This is a genomic window from Streptomyces sp. NPDC048277 (assembly GCF_040652235.1).
Classification (GTDB): domain Bacteria; phylum Actinomycetota; class Actinomycetes; order Streptomycetales; family Streptomycetaceae; genus Streptomyces.
The window spans coordinates 14738-29478 of the sequence record NZ_JBEZLQ010000054.1; the positions used below are offsets into that span (position 1 = coordinate 14738).

General features: G+C 70.9%; 11 protein-coding genes and 2 pseudogenes. 5 read left to right on the plus strand and 8 right to left on the minus strand.

Features of this window, described 5'->3' with window-relative positions:
- The first annotated feature begins 11 nt into the window (after nucleotides 1–11).
- Nucleotides 12–1064: an MsnO8 family LLM class oxidoreductase gene (locus tag AB0D85_RS50915; RefSeq protein WP_362338096.1), complete on the plus strand. Its 1053-nt coding sequence runs from the start codon at nucleotides 12–14 to the stop codon at nucleotides 1062–1064.
- Between the two features lie 62 nt (nucleotides 1065–1126).
- Here the strand turns inward: AB0D85_RS50915 and AB0D85_RS50920 are convergent, their stop codons facing one another.
- From AB0D85_RS50920 to AB0D85_RS50950, 7 genes and pseudogenes are all read right to left on the minus strand, one after another.
- Nucleotides 1127–1783 (minus strand): TetR/AcrR family transcriptional regulator, encoded by a 657-nt coding sequence (locus AB0D85_RS50920; protein ID WP_362338099.1) that lies wholly within the window; start codon nucleotides 1781–1783, stop codon nucleotides 1127–1129.
- Nucleotides 1784–1880: 97 nt separating this feature from the next.
- Nucleotides 1881–2077, minus strand: a pseudogene (locus AB0D85_RS50925) (ATP-binding protein); the annotation flags it as partial.
- Nucleotides 2078–2234: 157 nt separating this feature from the next.
- Nucleotides 2235–3257 carry a phosphotransferase gene (locus AB0D85_RS50930; protein ID WP_362338102.1) on the minus strand — a complete coding sequence of 341 codons (1023 nt, stop codon included), beginning with the start codon at nucleotides 3255–3257 and terminating at the stop codon, nucleotides 2235–2237.
- A 47-nt stretch (nucleotides 3258–3304) separates the two neighbouring features.
- Complete coding sequence (locus AB0D85_RS50935; protein WP_362338105.1) at nucleotides 3305–3841, minus strand: helix-turn-helix domain-containing protein; 537 nt, start codon at nucleotides 3839–3841, stop codon at nucleotides 3305–3307.
- Between the two features lie 120 nt (nucleotides 3842–3961).
- On the minus strand, nucleotides 3962–5452 hold the full coding sequence (locus AB0D85_RS50940; protein ID WP_362338108.1) for an APC family permease: 1491 nt from the start codon (nucleotides 5450–5452) through the stop codon (nucleotides 3962–3964).
- Nucleotides 5453–5522: 70 nt separating this feature from the next.
- Nucleotides 5523–6500 (minus strand): NAD-dependent epimerase/dehydratase family protein, encoded by a 978-nt coding sequence (locus tag AB0D85_RS50945; RefSeq protein WP_362338111.1) that lies wholly within the window; start codon nucleotides 6498–6500, stop codon nucleotides 5523–5525.
- Between the two features lie 352 nt (nucleotides 6501–6852).
- Nucleotides 6853–7566 (minus strand): annotated as a pseudogene (locus tag AB0D85_RS50950) (hypothetical protein); the annotation flags it as partial.
- Nucleotides 7567–7821: 255 nt separating this feature from the next.
- Between AB0D85_RS50950 and AB0D85_RS50955 the strand changes: the two are divergent.
- A complete protein-coding gene (locus tag AB0D85_RS50955) occupies nucleotides 7822–9210 on the plus strand; it encodes an amidohydrolase family protein (protein ID WP_362338114.1) in 1389 nt (462 codons plus the stop codon).
- 140 nt (nucleotides 9211–9350) lie between these two features.
- Here the strand turns inward: AB0D85_RS50955 and AB0D85_RS50960 are convergent, their stop codons facing one another.
- Nucleotides 9351–10646: an aminotransferase class III-fold pyridoxal phosphate-dependent enzyme gene (locus tag AB0D85_RS50960; RefSeq protein WP_362338117.1), complete on the minus strand. Its 1296-nt coding sequence runs from the start codon at nucleotides 10644–10646 to the stop codon at nucleotides 9351–9353.
- Nucleotides 10647–10809: 163 nt separating this feature from the next.
- Between AB0D85_RS50960 and AB0D85_RS50965 the strand changes: the two genes are divergently transcribed.
- From AB0D85_RS50965 to AB0D85_RS50975, 3 genes are all read left to right on the plus strand, one after another.
- The gene (locus AB0D85_RS50965; RefSeq protein ID WP_362338120.1) at nucleotides 10810–12249 is read left to right on the plus strand and encodes an amidase; all 1440 of its coding nucleotides are present in this window, start codon (nucleotides 10810–10812) and stop codon (nucleotides 12247–12249) included.
- A gap of 77 nt (nucleotides 12250–12326) precedes the next feature.
- Complete coding sequence (locus tag AB0D85_RS50970) at nucleotides 12327–13766, plus strand: aldehyde dehydrogenase family protein (protein WP_362338123.1); 1440 nt, start codon at nucleotides 12327–12329, stop codon at nucleotides 13764–13766.
- Nucleotides 13767–13975: 209 nt separating this feature from the next.
- The gene (locus tag AB0D85_RS50975; protein WP_362338126.1) at nucleotides 13976–14635 is read left to right on the plus strand and encodes a DUF1986 domain-containing protein; all 660 of its coding nucleotides are present in this window, start codon (nucleotides 13976–13978) and stop codon (nucleotides 14633–14635) included.
- Nucleotides 14636–14741: the final 106 nt, after the last annotated feature.

Genomic DNA, 14741 nt, shown 5'->3' on the forward strand with positions numbered 1-14741 from the left:
GAGTATCGAGTATGAAACCTGTGACGCTCTCATTGCTCGACCCTGTCTCCGTCCCTGAGGGATCGGACGCCAGGACCGCGATCTCCGACGCTCTCGACCGGGCCCGCCTCGTCGAGGAGCTCGGCTACCGCCGCGTCTGGTACGGCGAGCACCACAACAACCCCTTCAACGCCGGGCCGGTGCCGGAGCTGATGAGCGTGCGCGCCGCGGCCCACACCACCCGGATCACCGTGGGCACCGGCGCCTATCTGCTCGGCAACACCACACCGCTGCGCGCGGCCGAGGCGATGTCGGTACTGGACGCGATGTACCCCGGCCGGACCGAGATGGCCTTCGGCCGGGCGCCCGGTACCGACGGTGTGGCCGCGCACGCGCTGCGGGGCGGGGCCGACAACGACTTCTCCCGGCAGCTCGCCGAACTGCTCGCGTTCACCGGCCACCAGGATCAGGAGTGGCCCGAGGACCACCCGTACCGGACGGTGCGTCCGGAGCCGATGCCGCCGGCGCCGGCACCGATGTGGCTGGCGGGGGCCAGCGGCAACACCGCGGCGATGGCGGGGGAGCTGGGGCTGGGCTACGCGTTCAGTCACATCCTCACGCCGGACGTCGGTGTCGCCGCTCGCGCCTTCCGCGCCTACCGTGCGGCCTTCAGGCCGTCGAAGGCATTCCCCGAACCGCGTGCCATCCTCAGTATCCACCCTGTGATCAGTCACGACGACGCCACGGCGGAACGGCTCTCCACCGGCTTCCAGCTGGCCTGGACGCGGATGGCCCAGGGGCAGTCCTCGCCGCTGGCGTCCCCCGAGACCGCCGAGGCCCATGCCTGGACCGAGGCGGAACGCGCGGTCGCGCGCCAGGCGCGGGCCGGGACGGTCGTCGGCGGCCGGGACTCGGTGGTGACGCAGGTGCGTGCGCTCCTCGAAGCGTGCGAGCCCGACGAACTGATGGTGCTGCTGACGGACCACACTCCCCAGCTGCAGCTGTGGTCCCTGCGCGAGATCGCCGACGCCCTTCGGACGGCGGGCCTGGTGACACTGCTCGGAGCTGCCGAGACCGTGCGCTGACCTCCCCTGCCGATGGTGCCGTGCGGGTCACGGCACCATCGGGTGTGCGCCGGACCGTGTGGTCATGGGGCCGCGTACGTCCCGGTGGCGAGGGGCACCAGTACCTGATCCACGATGTGCTCGACGTATCGCGTATCCAGGGGCGGCTCCTCGAAGAGGGGCTGATGCATGATCAGGGCGATGGCCGCCGTGACCTCCAGGCGCCCGGGCTCCAGCAGCAGTTCGACGCGAGTGCGGTCGGCTTCCCCGCGTGCCACGGCCCGACGCAGGCAGTCGGCGATGCCGATCCGCTGTGCGGCCACGTACCTCTTGCGCAGGGCGGACGTCACCTCGGGATTGCTCCGTGTGGTGGCCAGGAGGACGGCGGCCAGGCGGCTGCCGCGTGCGCCGGCGCACCCGGAGGTGCTCGTCAGGGTGTGCACCAGGTCGGCGCGCAGCTCGGTGGGCCGGAGAGGGCCGGTGGACCGATCCACGGTGAAGTCGAGCGATTCCAGAGCGTCCGCGACGAGATCCTCCCGGGAGGCCCAGCGCCGGTACACCGTGGCCTTGCCGACCCTGGCCCGGACGGCGACCTCGCCCATCGTCAGATCCGCGTAGCCCTGTTCCGCGAGCAGGTCCAGCGCCGCCTCGATGATGCGGGCGTCCCTCGTGGCGTCCCGGGCGGGACCGTACGAAGCGGCCGGACGCTGGCGTCCTGGCGGGGTCCGTGTCTCGTCCATACGCGATACGGTAGCGTATCGAGACGTAATCGTTCATAGTCGATGGATGTGCTGCGCGGTCGCGGTCTTCCGCGGCGGTGGTGCCCGCCCCCCCGGTTCAGGCGTCCGTGTAGCGGGTGCCCCAGGCCTGGGACATCTGGGCCACGAGCAGAAGTCCTCGGCCGCCCCCGTCATAGGCGCGGGCCCGGCGCAGATGCGGAGCCGGATCGGAGGTTCGCCGTAGCGGATCGCGTTGGTGACCAGTTCGCTTAGCAACAGTTCCGCCACGAAGGTCATCTCTTCGAGCCCCCAGCCGTCGTTGCGGTGGGGAGGCAGCACGCCGAATGCCGCATCGCACAGCTCGTCGGGCGAGGCCGCGGGCCGGGTGCCGCGCCGCGAGGTTCCGGAACCGGTCGGCGACCCGGTCGGGGACGAGGGTGCCGACGCGGGTCCCGCTGCGCATCCCGTGCGGTCAGGCCGGTATTCCGAACCGGTCCGCCGGGGACGCGAGGAACTTCTCGGCCAGGTCCACGACCAGGGGGCGGACGTGTTCGAGGATGAAGTCCGAGGTCTCGTCGCCCGGCCGGTCCACGGACCACCCCAGGTAGGTGAGGCCACGTGCGAGGAGCAGGGCCGGCCACATCGACAGGTCCTCCTCGCTGAGCTCGCGGACCCGCCGGTAGCCGGTCAGCAGAGCCGGTACGATCTGGTCCGCCCGCGGGTGGGGCAGGTAGAAGAAGGCCGCGGTCGCGAGGTCGAAGAGGTAGTAGCCGTCGCCGCTGTCGTCGAAGTCGATGACGGTCATGTGCCCGTCCCGCACCAGGACGTTCTCGGGGGTGAAGTCGGCGTGGATCGCGCCGTACCGGTCGGCGGTCGTGCCGTAGGCCCTCAGCACCGCGTCCAGCCGGGAGACCGCCGCGGTCATGGCGGCGTGTGCGGATGTGCCGGGAGCGAAGGCGCGCAGCGGGTCGCCCCAGACCGCCCTCTCGCCCAGCAGCCCGTCGGCGTCCCAGGGCGGCCTGACGGACACGCCGGCGCGGGGCAGCGCGGCGGCGCGGAGGTGCAGGTCGGCCATCAGGGCGCCGAGATCCGAGAACACCGCCGGATCGATGGCGGCGGTGCCGGTGAAGGCCTCCCCGATGTCGCCCAGGGGAGCGGCGTCCGGCACCCACTCCTGCATGTCGGCCTGGTACCGGTCCCCGTCCTCGTCGGTGACCTGGGAGAGCAGCCGCCCGTCGAGGGCGCGACGGACGCGGGGGACCGGCACGCCGGCCTCGCCGAGGGCGCCGAGCAGTTCGAGCTCCTCGATGATCTCGGCGTCGGAGCGGTAACCGTTGCGGTGCAGGCGCAGGGCGTAGCTGCCGTCGGGCTCGTCGACCTTGAAGACGTAGTTCTCCCGGTACTTCACGAACGTGACGACGGCCTGGCCGCTGTGGCCGAACCGGGTCAGTGCGTGGGTGGCGAGACTCCTGGCGGAGTCGACGTCGGCAAGCATCTTCGGCGGTGGCCTTCCTCTTGCTGGGTGGAGCGTGGACGGTGCTTTCAGAGCCCTGTTGTCAGGGCGTTCATGGCCTGGAGAACGTCGTCGGAGTGCGTGTGGTCGCGGGCGACCTCGGAGAGCGCCGACCGCATGCCGCCCACCAGGAGCTCGGCGACGGCGCGCGGTGGCACCGCGGTCGTGACGGCCCCCTCCTTCTGGGCGGCGGCCAGGTCCTTCCCGATCAGGTCGGCCCACACCCGGGACGCGTGACCGCGCACCGGGTTGAGAGCGACGTCGAGAGCCGGGTCGTCGATCGAGTAGAAACGGCCGACGAGGGGCCTTCGGGCCACATCCAGCAGGGCCTCCGTCAGCGCGAGCACGCGGTCGGCGAAGGTTCCCTCGGCCGCGTAGATGTCCGAGGCCTTTTCCAGGAGTTCGTTGTTGACCTCCTCGTAGAGTTCGCGGAAGAGCTCTTCGCGGCCGTGGGGAAAGTACGTGTAGAGCGTCACCTTGGACGCGCCGGCACGCGATGCGATGTTCTCGACGGTCGCCGACCCGAACCCGGACTCCGCGAAGACTTCCAGGGCTGCCTGCAGCATCTCCCGCCGTGTCCGCAACTTGTTGCGTTCGCGGAGCGAGAGGGGCGCGGGCCGGTCACTAGGTTTCGCCTGGGGAGACAAGCGGAGACTCCTGTCGTCGTCGGCCTCGGTGACGCCGTCTCATGTCGACGGATCCGTGGTCATCAGTTCCGTCATCCGGAGGTACAGCTGCGGTCGTCGCGACCGGAGCCACACCGCGTAGCCGCCGCCGATGACGAAAACCACCAGCGTGAGGCCGGGCAGGCTGTTCGTCAGCGCGCTCCCGGTGCCGCTCAGCAGCTCGAACCTGCTGACGGCGAGCACCACCGCGCCGCACAGTCCGAGGCCGGCCAGCAGCGGGGCTGCCACGGTCGACCAGGTCGCCCGCTCGCCGATCCTGCGGAAGTATCCGACGACCGCGATGCTCGCCAGACATTGCAGGGCGATGATTCCCACGGTTCCCAGCCCGACGGCCACGGTTCCCAGACCGACGAGCGGCGCCACGCCGGAGGCGATGCAGGCGAGGACGATCGCCGCGGTCACCGTACTGACGATCGCGCTGCCGACGTGCGGGCTGCCGTGCCCGGTATGGGCGCGGCCCACCGCTGCGGGCAGACAGCCCTGGCGTCCCAGGGCGAAGAAGTACCGTGCCGCCACGTTGTGGATGGACAGTGTGGTGGCGAAGAGGCTGGTGGCCAGGAACACGGCCATCACGTCGGTGACCCAGGGGGCGAGGTAACGCGTCGTGAGATCGAAGTAGAGACTTCCGGAGTTCTGCGCGGCCACGCGGGCGATGCGATCGCTGCCCACGGCGCCCACGGTCACCCAGGAGGTCAGGACGTAGAAGCCGCCGATCACCGCGACGGAGCCGTAGGTGACCCGTGAGACGCTCCGGCGGGGGTCGTGCGCCTCCTCGGAGTAGAGGGCGGCCGACTCGAACCCGATGAAGCAGGTGAAGGCCAGCATGACGGCGATACCCGGAGCCCCGGACGTGGCGGCGTGGAGCGAGAACGCCTCGCCCGGGAAGGCGCCGCGCCCCAGATGGGCGACGACGCTGATCACGAGGACCGCGAGGATGGCGAACTCGGCGGTGAGAAGCACCGCGATGACGCGGGTGCTCAGGTCGATGCGGCGGTGACCGAGGACGGCGATCAGCAGCCAGCCGCCGGCGGCGAACCAGATCCACGAACCGTTCCACCCGGTGAGGCCGGCGACCGCCGCCTGGCAGAAGTAGGCGAAGTAGCCGAGCGCTCCCGCGACGAACACGGTGTAGGAGAACACCGCCACGCACGCGGCGCCGAGGCCGGGTATGCCGCCCAGGCCCTGGACGACGTAGGAGTAGAAGGCTCCCGTCGACACCACCCGGCGGCTCATGGCCGAGTACCCGACGGCGAAGAGCCCCAGGACGAGGGTCACGGCCACGAAGGTGAGGGGCACGGCCGCCCCGTTGCCCAGCGCGAAGGCGGTGGGCACGATGCCGATGACCGCGGCCATCGGGGCCGCCGCGGCGATCACGAGCAGGATGAGGCGCCAGGTTCCCAGACTGCGGTGCAGCGTGGCATCGCCGGGCACGTCGGGCTGCGGTCGCGAGACAGTGCCATCGGTTTCGGGCGCGTGTGCGGACTCCGTCATCTCGTGCTCCCTCGGGTGAGGCGCCGACTGCGGCGGTGATGGTCCGCGGTGGGCCGGGCGGGCGCCGCGGTCACCGGTCCGCCCACCACGAACCGACCTGGGCGAGGCCCTCGCTGAGGGTCGTCTCCGGCTCCCAGCCGAGCAGTTCGCGCGCCTTGGCGACGGAGAAGTGCTGGTCCGTCGCGTACATCGCCCAGGCGTGGCGGGTCAGCGCGGGGTCGCCCGCGTCCGGGGCGGCCAGAGCCTCCTGCTCGTACTTCTCGGCGAGGGCGAAGGCCTCCTGCTTGTCGAGGTTGGTGGTGATCGGGCTGGCTCCGGTGACGCGGGCCAGACCCTCGAAGTACTCCCGCCAGGTCTCCGGACGTCCTCCCGTCCCGTTGAAGATCTCGCCGCGGCCGGCCCGGTCCGCCGCCGCCAGGATGAGCCGCACCAGGTCGGCGACGTAGATGAAGCCGCCGGTCGCGGCGCCGTCGCCGATGTGGCTCAGCTGCCCCGCGTTCATCAGCTCGACGCAGCCCTCCACGAAGTAGGGGCACCGGGGGCCGTAGACACTGGCGGGCCGGACGATCACGGCGTCCAGGCCCTGCTCCGCCACGGCGCGCTCGACCGCCTCCTCACCGGCGATCTTGGCGTCCACGTATCCCCAGCCGCGCCGCGTGCGCGGGGTCGATTCGCCGAGCCCGCCCCGGTCCGGGAAGCCGTACACGTCCGTGCTGCTCACGTGCAGCAGACGCGCGCCCGCGGCGACGGTGGCGTCCACGACGTTCCGGGTTCCCGCGGCGTTGACCACGTCGAACATTCCGGGCGCGGCCCAGTCGCTGACGATCGCCCCGCAGTGGTAGACCACATCGGCGTCGCCCACCGCCGCGGCGACGCTCGCCGCGTCCGCGAGATCGCCGTACACCAGTTCCGCGCCGGCCGCGTCCAGCACGGCGGTCCGACTCGTGGGCCGCACCAGCGCCCTGACCTGTGCTCCTCGGCTCACCAGCGCTTCCACGAGGTGGCCTCCGATGAATCCGGATCCGCCGGTCACCGCAACCTTCGTCATCTCGTTCTCCTCCATCCCTCGCCAGGTGGAAGGGAACGTAGATTGACGGCCAGGATGGAGTCAATACGCAGAGAAAGAAAATTGAACGGATCGTTCGGAATTCTGTTGTCCGTAACACCGCACCGGTATCCGTAACATCGCCAAAATCAATTCGACACGGATCGGTGCCCTTCAGTTCCTTGCGGGTACGGCTCCCAACAGACGCTCGATGGCGCGTGGTGAGGCCGGGTCCGTACTGGGCAGCAGGATCCCCGCGTGGACCGCGCGGACCGCGGCGGCGGTACGGCCGGGGGGCGGCGAGCTTGTACAGGATGTGCTCGACGTGAGTCATCGCCGTGCGCTCGCTGATGGTGAGGGTGCCGACGATCTGGCGGTTGGTCGCGCCCGCCGCGAGCGCGGTCAGCGCCTCCAGTTCGCGAGGGGTCAGCCGGTACGGCAGCGCGGCCGGCCGACACGCGATCGCCAGCGTCTCCTCCTGTTCCCCGTCGCGCACCATCCGGACCTCGCACCACCGCCACCGGGACGGCCACAGGAACTGCGGATACGGGGTCGGCTGCCCGGCGAACCGGCGGATGAGCTCGCGCACCTGGGGGTCGGCGGCCACCAGGGCGGGCGTGCGGCCCCGGATCGGCTCGATGCGGCCGTCGCGGACGACCGAGACGGCGTAGTGCTTCGGGGTCAGCGCGGTGGAGGGGTGCGGCAGCATGGCGGCCCGGGTGAGAAGGGGCATCAGGGTGTCGAGCAGCACGCGGTGGTGCTCGCCGAAGTGACCGGGTCGCGCACTCGCCAGGTGCAGGAATCCCGCCACCTGTCCGGAGGTGTCGCGCAGATGGCGGCCGAAGACGGGATCGGCGGGCAGGTCCTCCGACAGGACGCGGGCGACGTCCCGGGGAGTGTCCTGGACCGCCAGGCTGACTGCACGGGTTCCGTCCCATGCGTCGAGCTGGGCCATGTCGGCGCCCGTGTGCGCCACGATCGCCTTCAGCGTGTCGGCCGGTGACTCGTCGTCCACACACACCCCGATGCGCACCGCGAGCCGGACGGTGGAGAGGTCCGGGGCGTGCATGTCCTAGGGGGCGTGCTCCATGAGGTTCACGACCGCCTCCTGACAGGCGATCCGCAAAATTCCCGATTGTCGGGATCCACTCGAAGGCGTTGCATCAAGGCGTGAGTACATCTGGCGACGAAGCAGGTCAGAGCCTTGTCCTGGCCGGAGGCGTGGTCCGTGTCGACGAGACCGTCACGGCCGAGGCGATCGGCATCCAGGACGGCCGGGTCGTGTGCGTCGGCGACCGGGAGACGGTGCTGAGCCGGTGTCCCGGTGCGTGCGAGGTCGACGTCACCGGATCAGTCGTGGCCCCCGGCCTCATCGACACCCACCCCCACATGCTCCACTTCGCGTTGTCCGTGGCCCCGCTCGTCGACATCCGCGAGGCACGCTCGTGGTCGGACATCGTCGACGCCGTCCGGGAGCGCGCACTTTTACGAGAAGGAGTCGTGGCGCGACCTGCCGGAGGGCGCGCTGCCGGACGCGGCCGCGCTGGACGCGGCGACCACCGAGCACCCCGTCATGATCCAGGCCTGGGCACCGCACGTCCCGAACCACGCCGCGTTCAACTCGGCCGCGCTCGGCATCGACGCGGACCTGCCCGACGGCGAGGGCGGCATCACCGTCGAGAAGGACGCCGGGGGCCGCCCCACCGGCCGGGTCTCGGGCGCGGTGAACGACTACTACAACCACACCCACAACGATTTCCGGGCCGAGGTCTGGGGCCGGATCCCGTTCATACAGCCGCAGTTGCTGCCCCCGGCGCTGAGCGGTGCGATGGCGGAGCAGAACGGGCTGGGGGTGACGACCATCTACGAGGGTCACGCCATGGACCCCGAACACATCGGTGTGTACGAGGCCCTCTACCAGGCGGGCGCGCTGACCCTCCGGGTGCTGGCGGCACCGGAGGTGCTCGGTTCGGCCCTGGACATCAAGGTGGCGGCACCCGACGAGGACAAGCTCGCCGAGCACCTCGCGAAGGCGGAGGCCATCCAGGGCGACCGCGGTGAGATGTTCAAGGTCAACGGCCCCGGCTACAACGGCCACCTGGCCATGCGCGAGCCCTACAAAGGACCGTACGGCGAGACGACCGAGGGCCACTGGTTCATCCCGTCGGACATCATCGAGCTCGCGCTGCGCGAGGCGGCGCGGCGCGGGCTCAGGGTGAACCTCTGCGGCGGCGGGCTCAAGGAGCACGACGTCGTCCTCGACCTCCTCGGCAAACTCCGCACGGACGGCGTCATCAAGGGCGGCGAGCACTGGATCTTCCAGCACTCGATCTTCCTCGATGCCCGCCAGGCCGAGCGCTACGCCGGACACGGGTTCGACATGACCGTGAGCACCGCCTTCACCTACGGCAAGGGGGAGATGTACCGCGAGCGCATGGGCGAGCAGGTGCTCGCCGACCTGAACGCCTTCCGCCGCATGCTCGACTCCGGGATCAAGGTCGCCGCCGGCACGGACTGGGGCCCGAAGAACCCGTGGGAGTCCATGGCGCTCGCCGTCACCCACACGATGGGCAAGGGGGTGCGCGCTCCAACGACGGCCGGGCGCAGCGGGTCGGCCAGCGGGAGGCCTACGCCATGTGGTGCCGGCGGGCGGCCGAGGTGCTCGGCTGGTCCGGCATCGGCGACCTCCACGAGGTCAGTCACGCGGACGTGATCCTGCTCGACCGCGACCCGGTGACCTGCCCCCTGGCGGACCTGCCCGGGACACAGGTCACCGCGACGCTGCTCGGCGGCAGGCTCGTCTCCGGGAGCCTGCCCGGCCCGGGCCGAGGCCGGCCTTCATCGCGCGTGCAGCTACGCGGTTTCGAGCGCGGTGAGGCACTCCGCGAGCCGGTCGACCAGCAGGGTGAGGTGGTCGTGCCCGAAGACCAGCGGCGGGCGGATCTTGAGCACGTTCTCGTGCCGGCCGACCCTGCTGATCAGCACGCCCCTGCGCCGCATGTCCTCCACCACCCGCCGGGTCAGCGCGGCGTCCGGACGGCCCTCGGCGTCGGTGAAGTCCAGGCCGAAGAACAGTCCGGTTCCCCTGACCGAGTTCACCCCGGGGTGGTTCGCGGCCACTTCCCCCAGCAGGGTACGAGCCCGGTCGCCGACCTTCAGCGCGCCGGCCCGGAGCTCCCGGTCGGCCATCTCCCGCAGCACCGCCGCGCCCGCGGCCGCCGAGACAGGGTTGCCGGCGAAGGTGTTGAAGTACAGGTTCGCGCTGCCGAACTCCTCCAGCAGCGCATCGGTGGTCACCACCGCTCCCAGCGGGTGCCCGTTCCCCATGGGCTTGCCCAGCGTGACGAGCTCGGGGGTGATGTCGAACAGTTCGTGGCCCCACAGCCGGGTCCCGGTGCGGCCGAAACCGGACTGCACCTCGTCGGCGACGACCACACCGCCCGCGTCGCGGACCAGGGCGGCCACCGCCTCCACGTATCCCGAGGGCACCCGGGGCAAACCCTCGGTCGAGAAGAGCGGGTCGAAGAGGAAGGCCGAGATTCCGTGCCCGGCGTCCCGCAGGGAAGCGACAGCCGCCCGGGCCGCTGCGAGGGCCTCGGCGAGGACGGTCTCCTCGGGGCGGCCGTCGGTGTCGAGGTCCGGTACGCGAAGTGCTCGCACATGGGTGCCCTGCCGCTCCTTGACGGTCAGGCCGGTGGTGAGTTCCGCGAGGCTCGTGGTGTTGCCGTGGTAGCTGAAGTCCGAGACCAGGACGCCGGTGCTGCCGGTGTGCTGGCGGGCCATGCGCAGGGCCAGTTCGTTGGCCTCGGACCCGCTGTTGGTGAAGAACACCTTGTCCAGCGGGGGCGCGAAGGTGCCCAGCAGGGCCTCGGCGTACTCGACGACCGTCTCGTGCACGTAGCGGGTGTGGATGTTCAGACGGGCCGCCTGATCGGCGATCGCCCGGACGACCACGGGGTTGCAGTGCCCCACGTGCGGCACGTTGTTGTAAGCGTCCAGATAGTCGACACCGTCCGCGCCCCGCAACCAGACGCCCTCGCCGGAGACGAGCTGGAGGGGCTCGTCGTAGAACGTGGGCGAGTGGGGGCCCAGCGCGGCGCGGCGGCGCGCGAGAAGCACCTCGGTCGTCGGTGTCGTGGTGGTCGTCATTGCGTCTCCTGCCGTATCAGGCCTTTGTGCGAAGGGCGGGCGGTCCTGCCCCGAGCCCGACGCTGAAAGATAAGGAAGAGTATCGAACGCATTGACAGAAGACTGAACGGACCGTACAAAGTTTTCATCCGATCGTGACTGGACGAGCGAGGGACCCCCGACGATGAGTGACGAGCTGTGGCGGTGGTCCGCCGAGCGGACGGCGCGGAGTATCAGGGAGAAGGAGGTCTCCTCCGTCGAGGCGGTGGCCGCGTCCCTGGCCAGGCTGGAAGCGACCAACGAGGTGACGAACGCCTTCGGCGAGGTGGCCGACGACGCCCTCGCCGCGGCGAAGGAGGCGGACGCCGCCATCGCCCGCGGTGACGAGGTGGGCCCGCTGCACGGGGTGCCGACCGCGTTCAAGCTGAACACCCCGGTCGCCGGGCGTCCCACGCCCGACGGCGTGGCCGCCTACCTGGAGAACATCGCGGCCGAGACCGCGCCCGCGCTGAGCAAGCTACTGGACGCCGGCGCGATCCCGGTCGGCAGGACCAACTGCCCGCCCTTCTCGACCCGGTGGACGACGGAGAGCGAGCACTTCGGTGTCACCCGCAATCCCTGGGACCCGGCGGTGACCCCGGGCGGTTCCAGCGGCGGAGCCGCCGCGGCGGTGGCGACCGGAGTGGTCGCCCTCGCGCACGGCAACGACATCGCCGGCTCGATCCGCTACCCGTCCGCCTCCTGCGGCATCGTGGGCATCCGGCCCACCGTCGGCCGCGTCCCCCTGTGGCACTCGCCGCCGGGCTGGGGAGTACCGCTCGCCGTCCAGCAGTTCGGCGTCGAGGGCCCCATGGCACGCACCGTCGCCGACCTCCGGCTCGGCCTGAGCGTGATGGAGGGACCGGACCCGCGGGACCCGATGGCCGTACCGGTGCGCCACCTGGCGCCCGGCCCCGGGGACCGGCCGGTGCGCGTCGGCATGGTGATCGATCCGGGCGGGCATCCGCTGGCCGGCCGGGGACGGCCCGAGACGGACGAGGCCGTCCGCACGGCGGGTGCCTGGCTCGCCGACGCCGGTTACGAGGTGGAGGAGGTCCAGCTTCCCGTACTCGGCGAGGCGGCCACACTGTGGTGGCGGCTGGTGCTGACCGAGTTCCGCGTGGGCGGTCTGGTCGCCGAGGTCCACCGGGTGGGCGACGCCGGCATCCGCAGGTTCTACGACCTGATGTACGCCGTGGCCGAAGAGGCCGTCGGGGAGGTCTCGTTCGCCGACTACATCCAGGCCTACCAGCGTCGTGCCCTGGTGCGCCGCCAGGTGGCGGAGTTCATGGCGCGCTACCCGATCCTCCTGCTCCCGGCTTCCGGAGAGCCGCCGTTCCCGCTGGGCGGCGACCTGGAGACGGTGGAGCGGGCCCGTGAACTGATGACCCATCAGTGGCCCAACACCGCTGTCCCGGTGCTCGGCATTCCCGGGCTCGGCATCGGCGTCACCCCCACCGCGGGCGCCCCGCTCGGTGTCCAGCTCGTCGGGCGGGCCTTCGAGGAGGAGTGGCTGTTCCAGGCGGGTGAGGTGATCCAGCAGCGGTCGGCCCTCTCGGTTCCCATCGATCCGCGTCGCCCGTAGGACCGGTGGGGGACGGAGAACCGGCCTTCCGTCCCCCGCCCCCGCTTTCCGCGATCACCTATCCAGGGAGAACAGACATGCGCACCGACATGCTCATCGGCGGGGAGTGGACCACGGGAGGGGGCCCCGCTTTCACCTCGCTCAACCCGGCCACCGGCGAGGTGCTCGCCGAACTGCGCGAGGCGACCGAGACGGACGTCGACGCGGCGGTGCGTGCCGCCCAGCGCGCCTTCGTCTCGCCCGAGTGGGGCGGCCTGCTGCCCGCGGCCCGCGCCGGACTGCTGCTGCGCGTCGCCGATCTGCTGGAGGAACACGCGCAGGACGTCGCCGCGCTGGAGACCCGAGACCAGGGACAGCCGCTCGGCGTCAGTGCGGGCTTCTCGGTGCCCAACGCCGTCGAGCACCTCCGCTACTACGCCGGCTGGGTCACCAAGATCACCGGAATCACGGCGCCCCTGTCGGTGCCGGACGTGGACTACCGGACCCGCCGCGAACCGCTCGGCGTCTGCGGGCTGATCACTCCGTGGAACTTCCCGCTCATGATCCTGGTGTGGAAGCTCGCCCCGGCGCTGGCCTGCGGCAACACCGTGGTTGTCAAACCCGCCGAGCAGACCTCGCTGTCGACGCTGCGGCTGGCCGAACTCATCGAGGAGGCCGGAGTCCCGGCCGGTGTGGTCAACGTCGTCACCGGTGGCCCCGAGACCGGCCGGGCACTGGTCAGGCATCCGCTGGTCAAGAAGATCTCCTTCACCGGATCCACGGCCGTCGGACGTGAGATCGGCGCGGAATGCGGCCGCTCGCTGAAGAAGGTCTCGCTGGAACTGGGCGGAAAGGCGCCGAGCATCATCGCCGCGGACGCCGACATCGACGCCTCGCTGCAGGGCAATCTGCTGGGCGGACTGCTCAACTCCGGTCAGGTGTGCGCCGCCTACACCCGCTTCTACGTGGATGCCCGGCGGCATGACGAGTTCGCCGAGAAGCTGGCCGGGGCGGCTGGGACACTGCGCCTGGGCGACGGGCTCGACCCCGAGACCCACCTCGGCCCGCTGGTCTCCGCGGAGCAGGTCGAGCAGGCGGCCCGCTATGTCGCCATCGGCGAGGAGGAGGGCGCCGAACTGCTGACCGGCGGCAGCCGCCCGGACGGTGCGCTGGCCGCCGGGTTCTTCTTCGAGCCCACCGTGTTCGCCGGCGTCCGCCAGGACATGCGCATCGCCCGCGAGGAGATCTTCGGCCCGGTCCTGACCGTCCTGCCGTACGAGGACCCGGAGGAGCTGGCCGTCCTGGCCAACGACACCGACTACGGGCTGGCCGCAGCCATCTGGTCCCGTGACATCGGGACGGCCAACCGGCTGGCGCGGCAGGTCAAGGCGGGCACCGTGTGGATCAACATGATGCAGGGCCTCGACGCCGCGGCCGCGTGGGGCGGCATGAAGTCCTCCGGCCTCGGGCGGGAGATGGGGTGGGAGGCGATCGAGGCCTACACCGAGGTCAAGAGCGTCTGGACCAGCCTTGTCTGACGTCCGCCGAGCACCGCCGCCGGCGCCTCACCCGGGGCGCCGGCGAGCCGAAAGGCTTGCCGGTCGGTCACGACACATCCCATTCATCCCCGCCTGATCGGCTATACGGCCGAAGTCTCCGCCCGCGCTTCTCCGTGATGGTTGATCCAGGTCGGTGCCCTGCCCCGACCGGACGTCTTCCGACCCTCTCGTCAGCGAGGAGCATCATCATGCGCCACTACCAACGGCTTGCGGTCGCCGCCTGCGCCGGGCTCGCCGTCACCTGTGCACTGCCCGGCGGAACCGCCCAGGCGATCAGCGGAGGCAGGCCGGCGTCGGCGGCACCTTGGGCCGTCCAGGTCTACAGCGACGGGCACTACGCCTGCACCGGCACGATGCTCACCGACCGGTGGGTGCTCACGGCCTATCACTGCTACAGCGACATACCGGGCCGGATGTCGGTCCGGATCGGTTCCGTGCGGTACGGACACGGCGTACAGGTGAAGGTGACGCAGATCCGGCACATGGACTCGGACGGTGTCGACGACGTGGGGCTGTTCCGCCTGGCCAGGCCCGTCAACGCGCCGAACGTCAAGCTTGCGGACGTCGACCCGCCGCGCGGCGCGGTCGTCGGCATCTGGGGATACGGTTCCTTCGGAAAGCACCCGAAGAACCTGCGCAAGGCCACCGCGCGCGTGACCGCGGTCAATCACGACGACATCATCGGGCGCGCGGTCCGGATCAAGCGGCTCACCGGTGACACCGAGCCCGGCGACTCCGGCGGCCCCGCCTTCTACAAGGGCAAGGAGGTCGGCGTTCTGTTCGGCCCCGGCGAGTACAGCAGTGTCGCCGCCCACCGTGCCTGGATCAGGAGAGTCACCGGCGTCTGACCCGGTGTGGAACGGGGGGGTGCCCCTATGGGTTTCGTCAACCCGCAGGGGTGGGTTGGGGGTCGTAGAAGGTGCCGTCGCGGAGCATGGCGAAGAGGACGTCTGC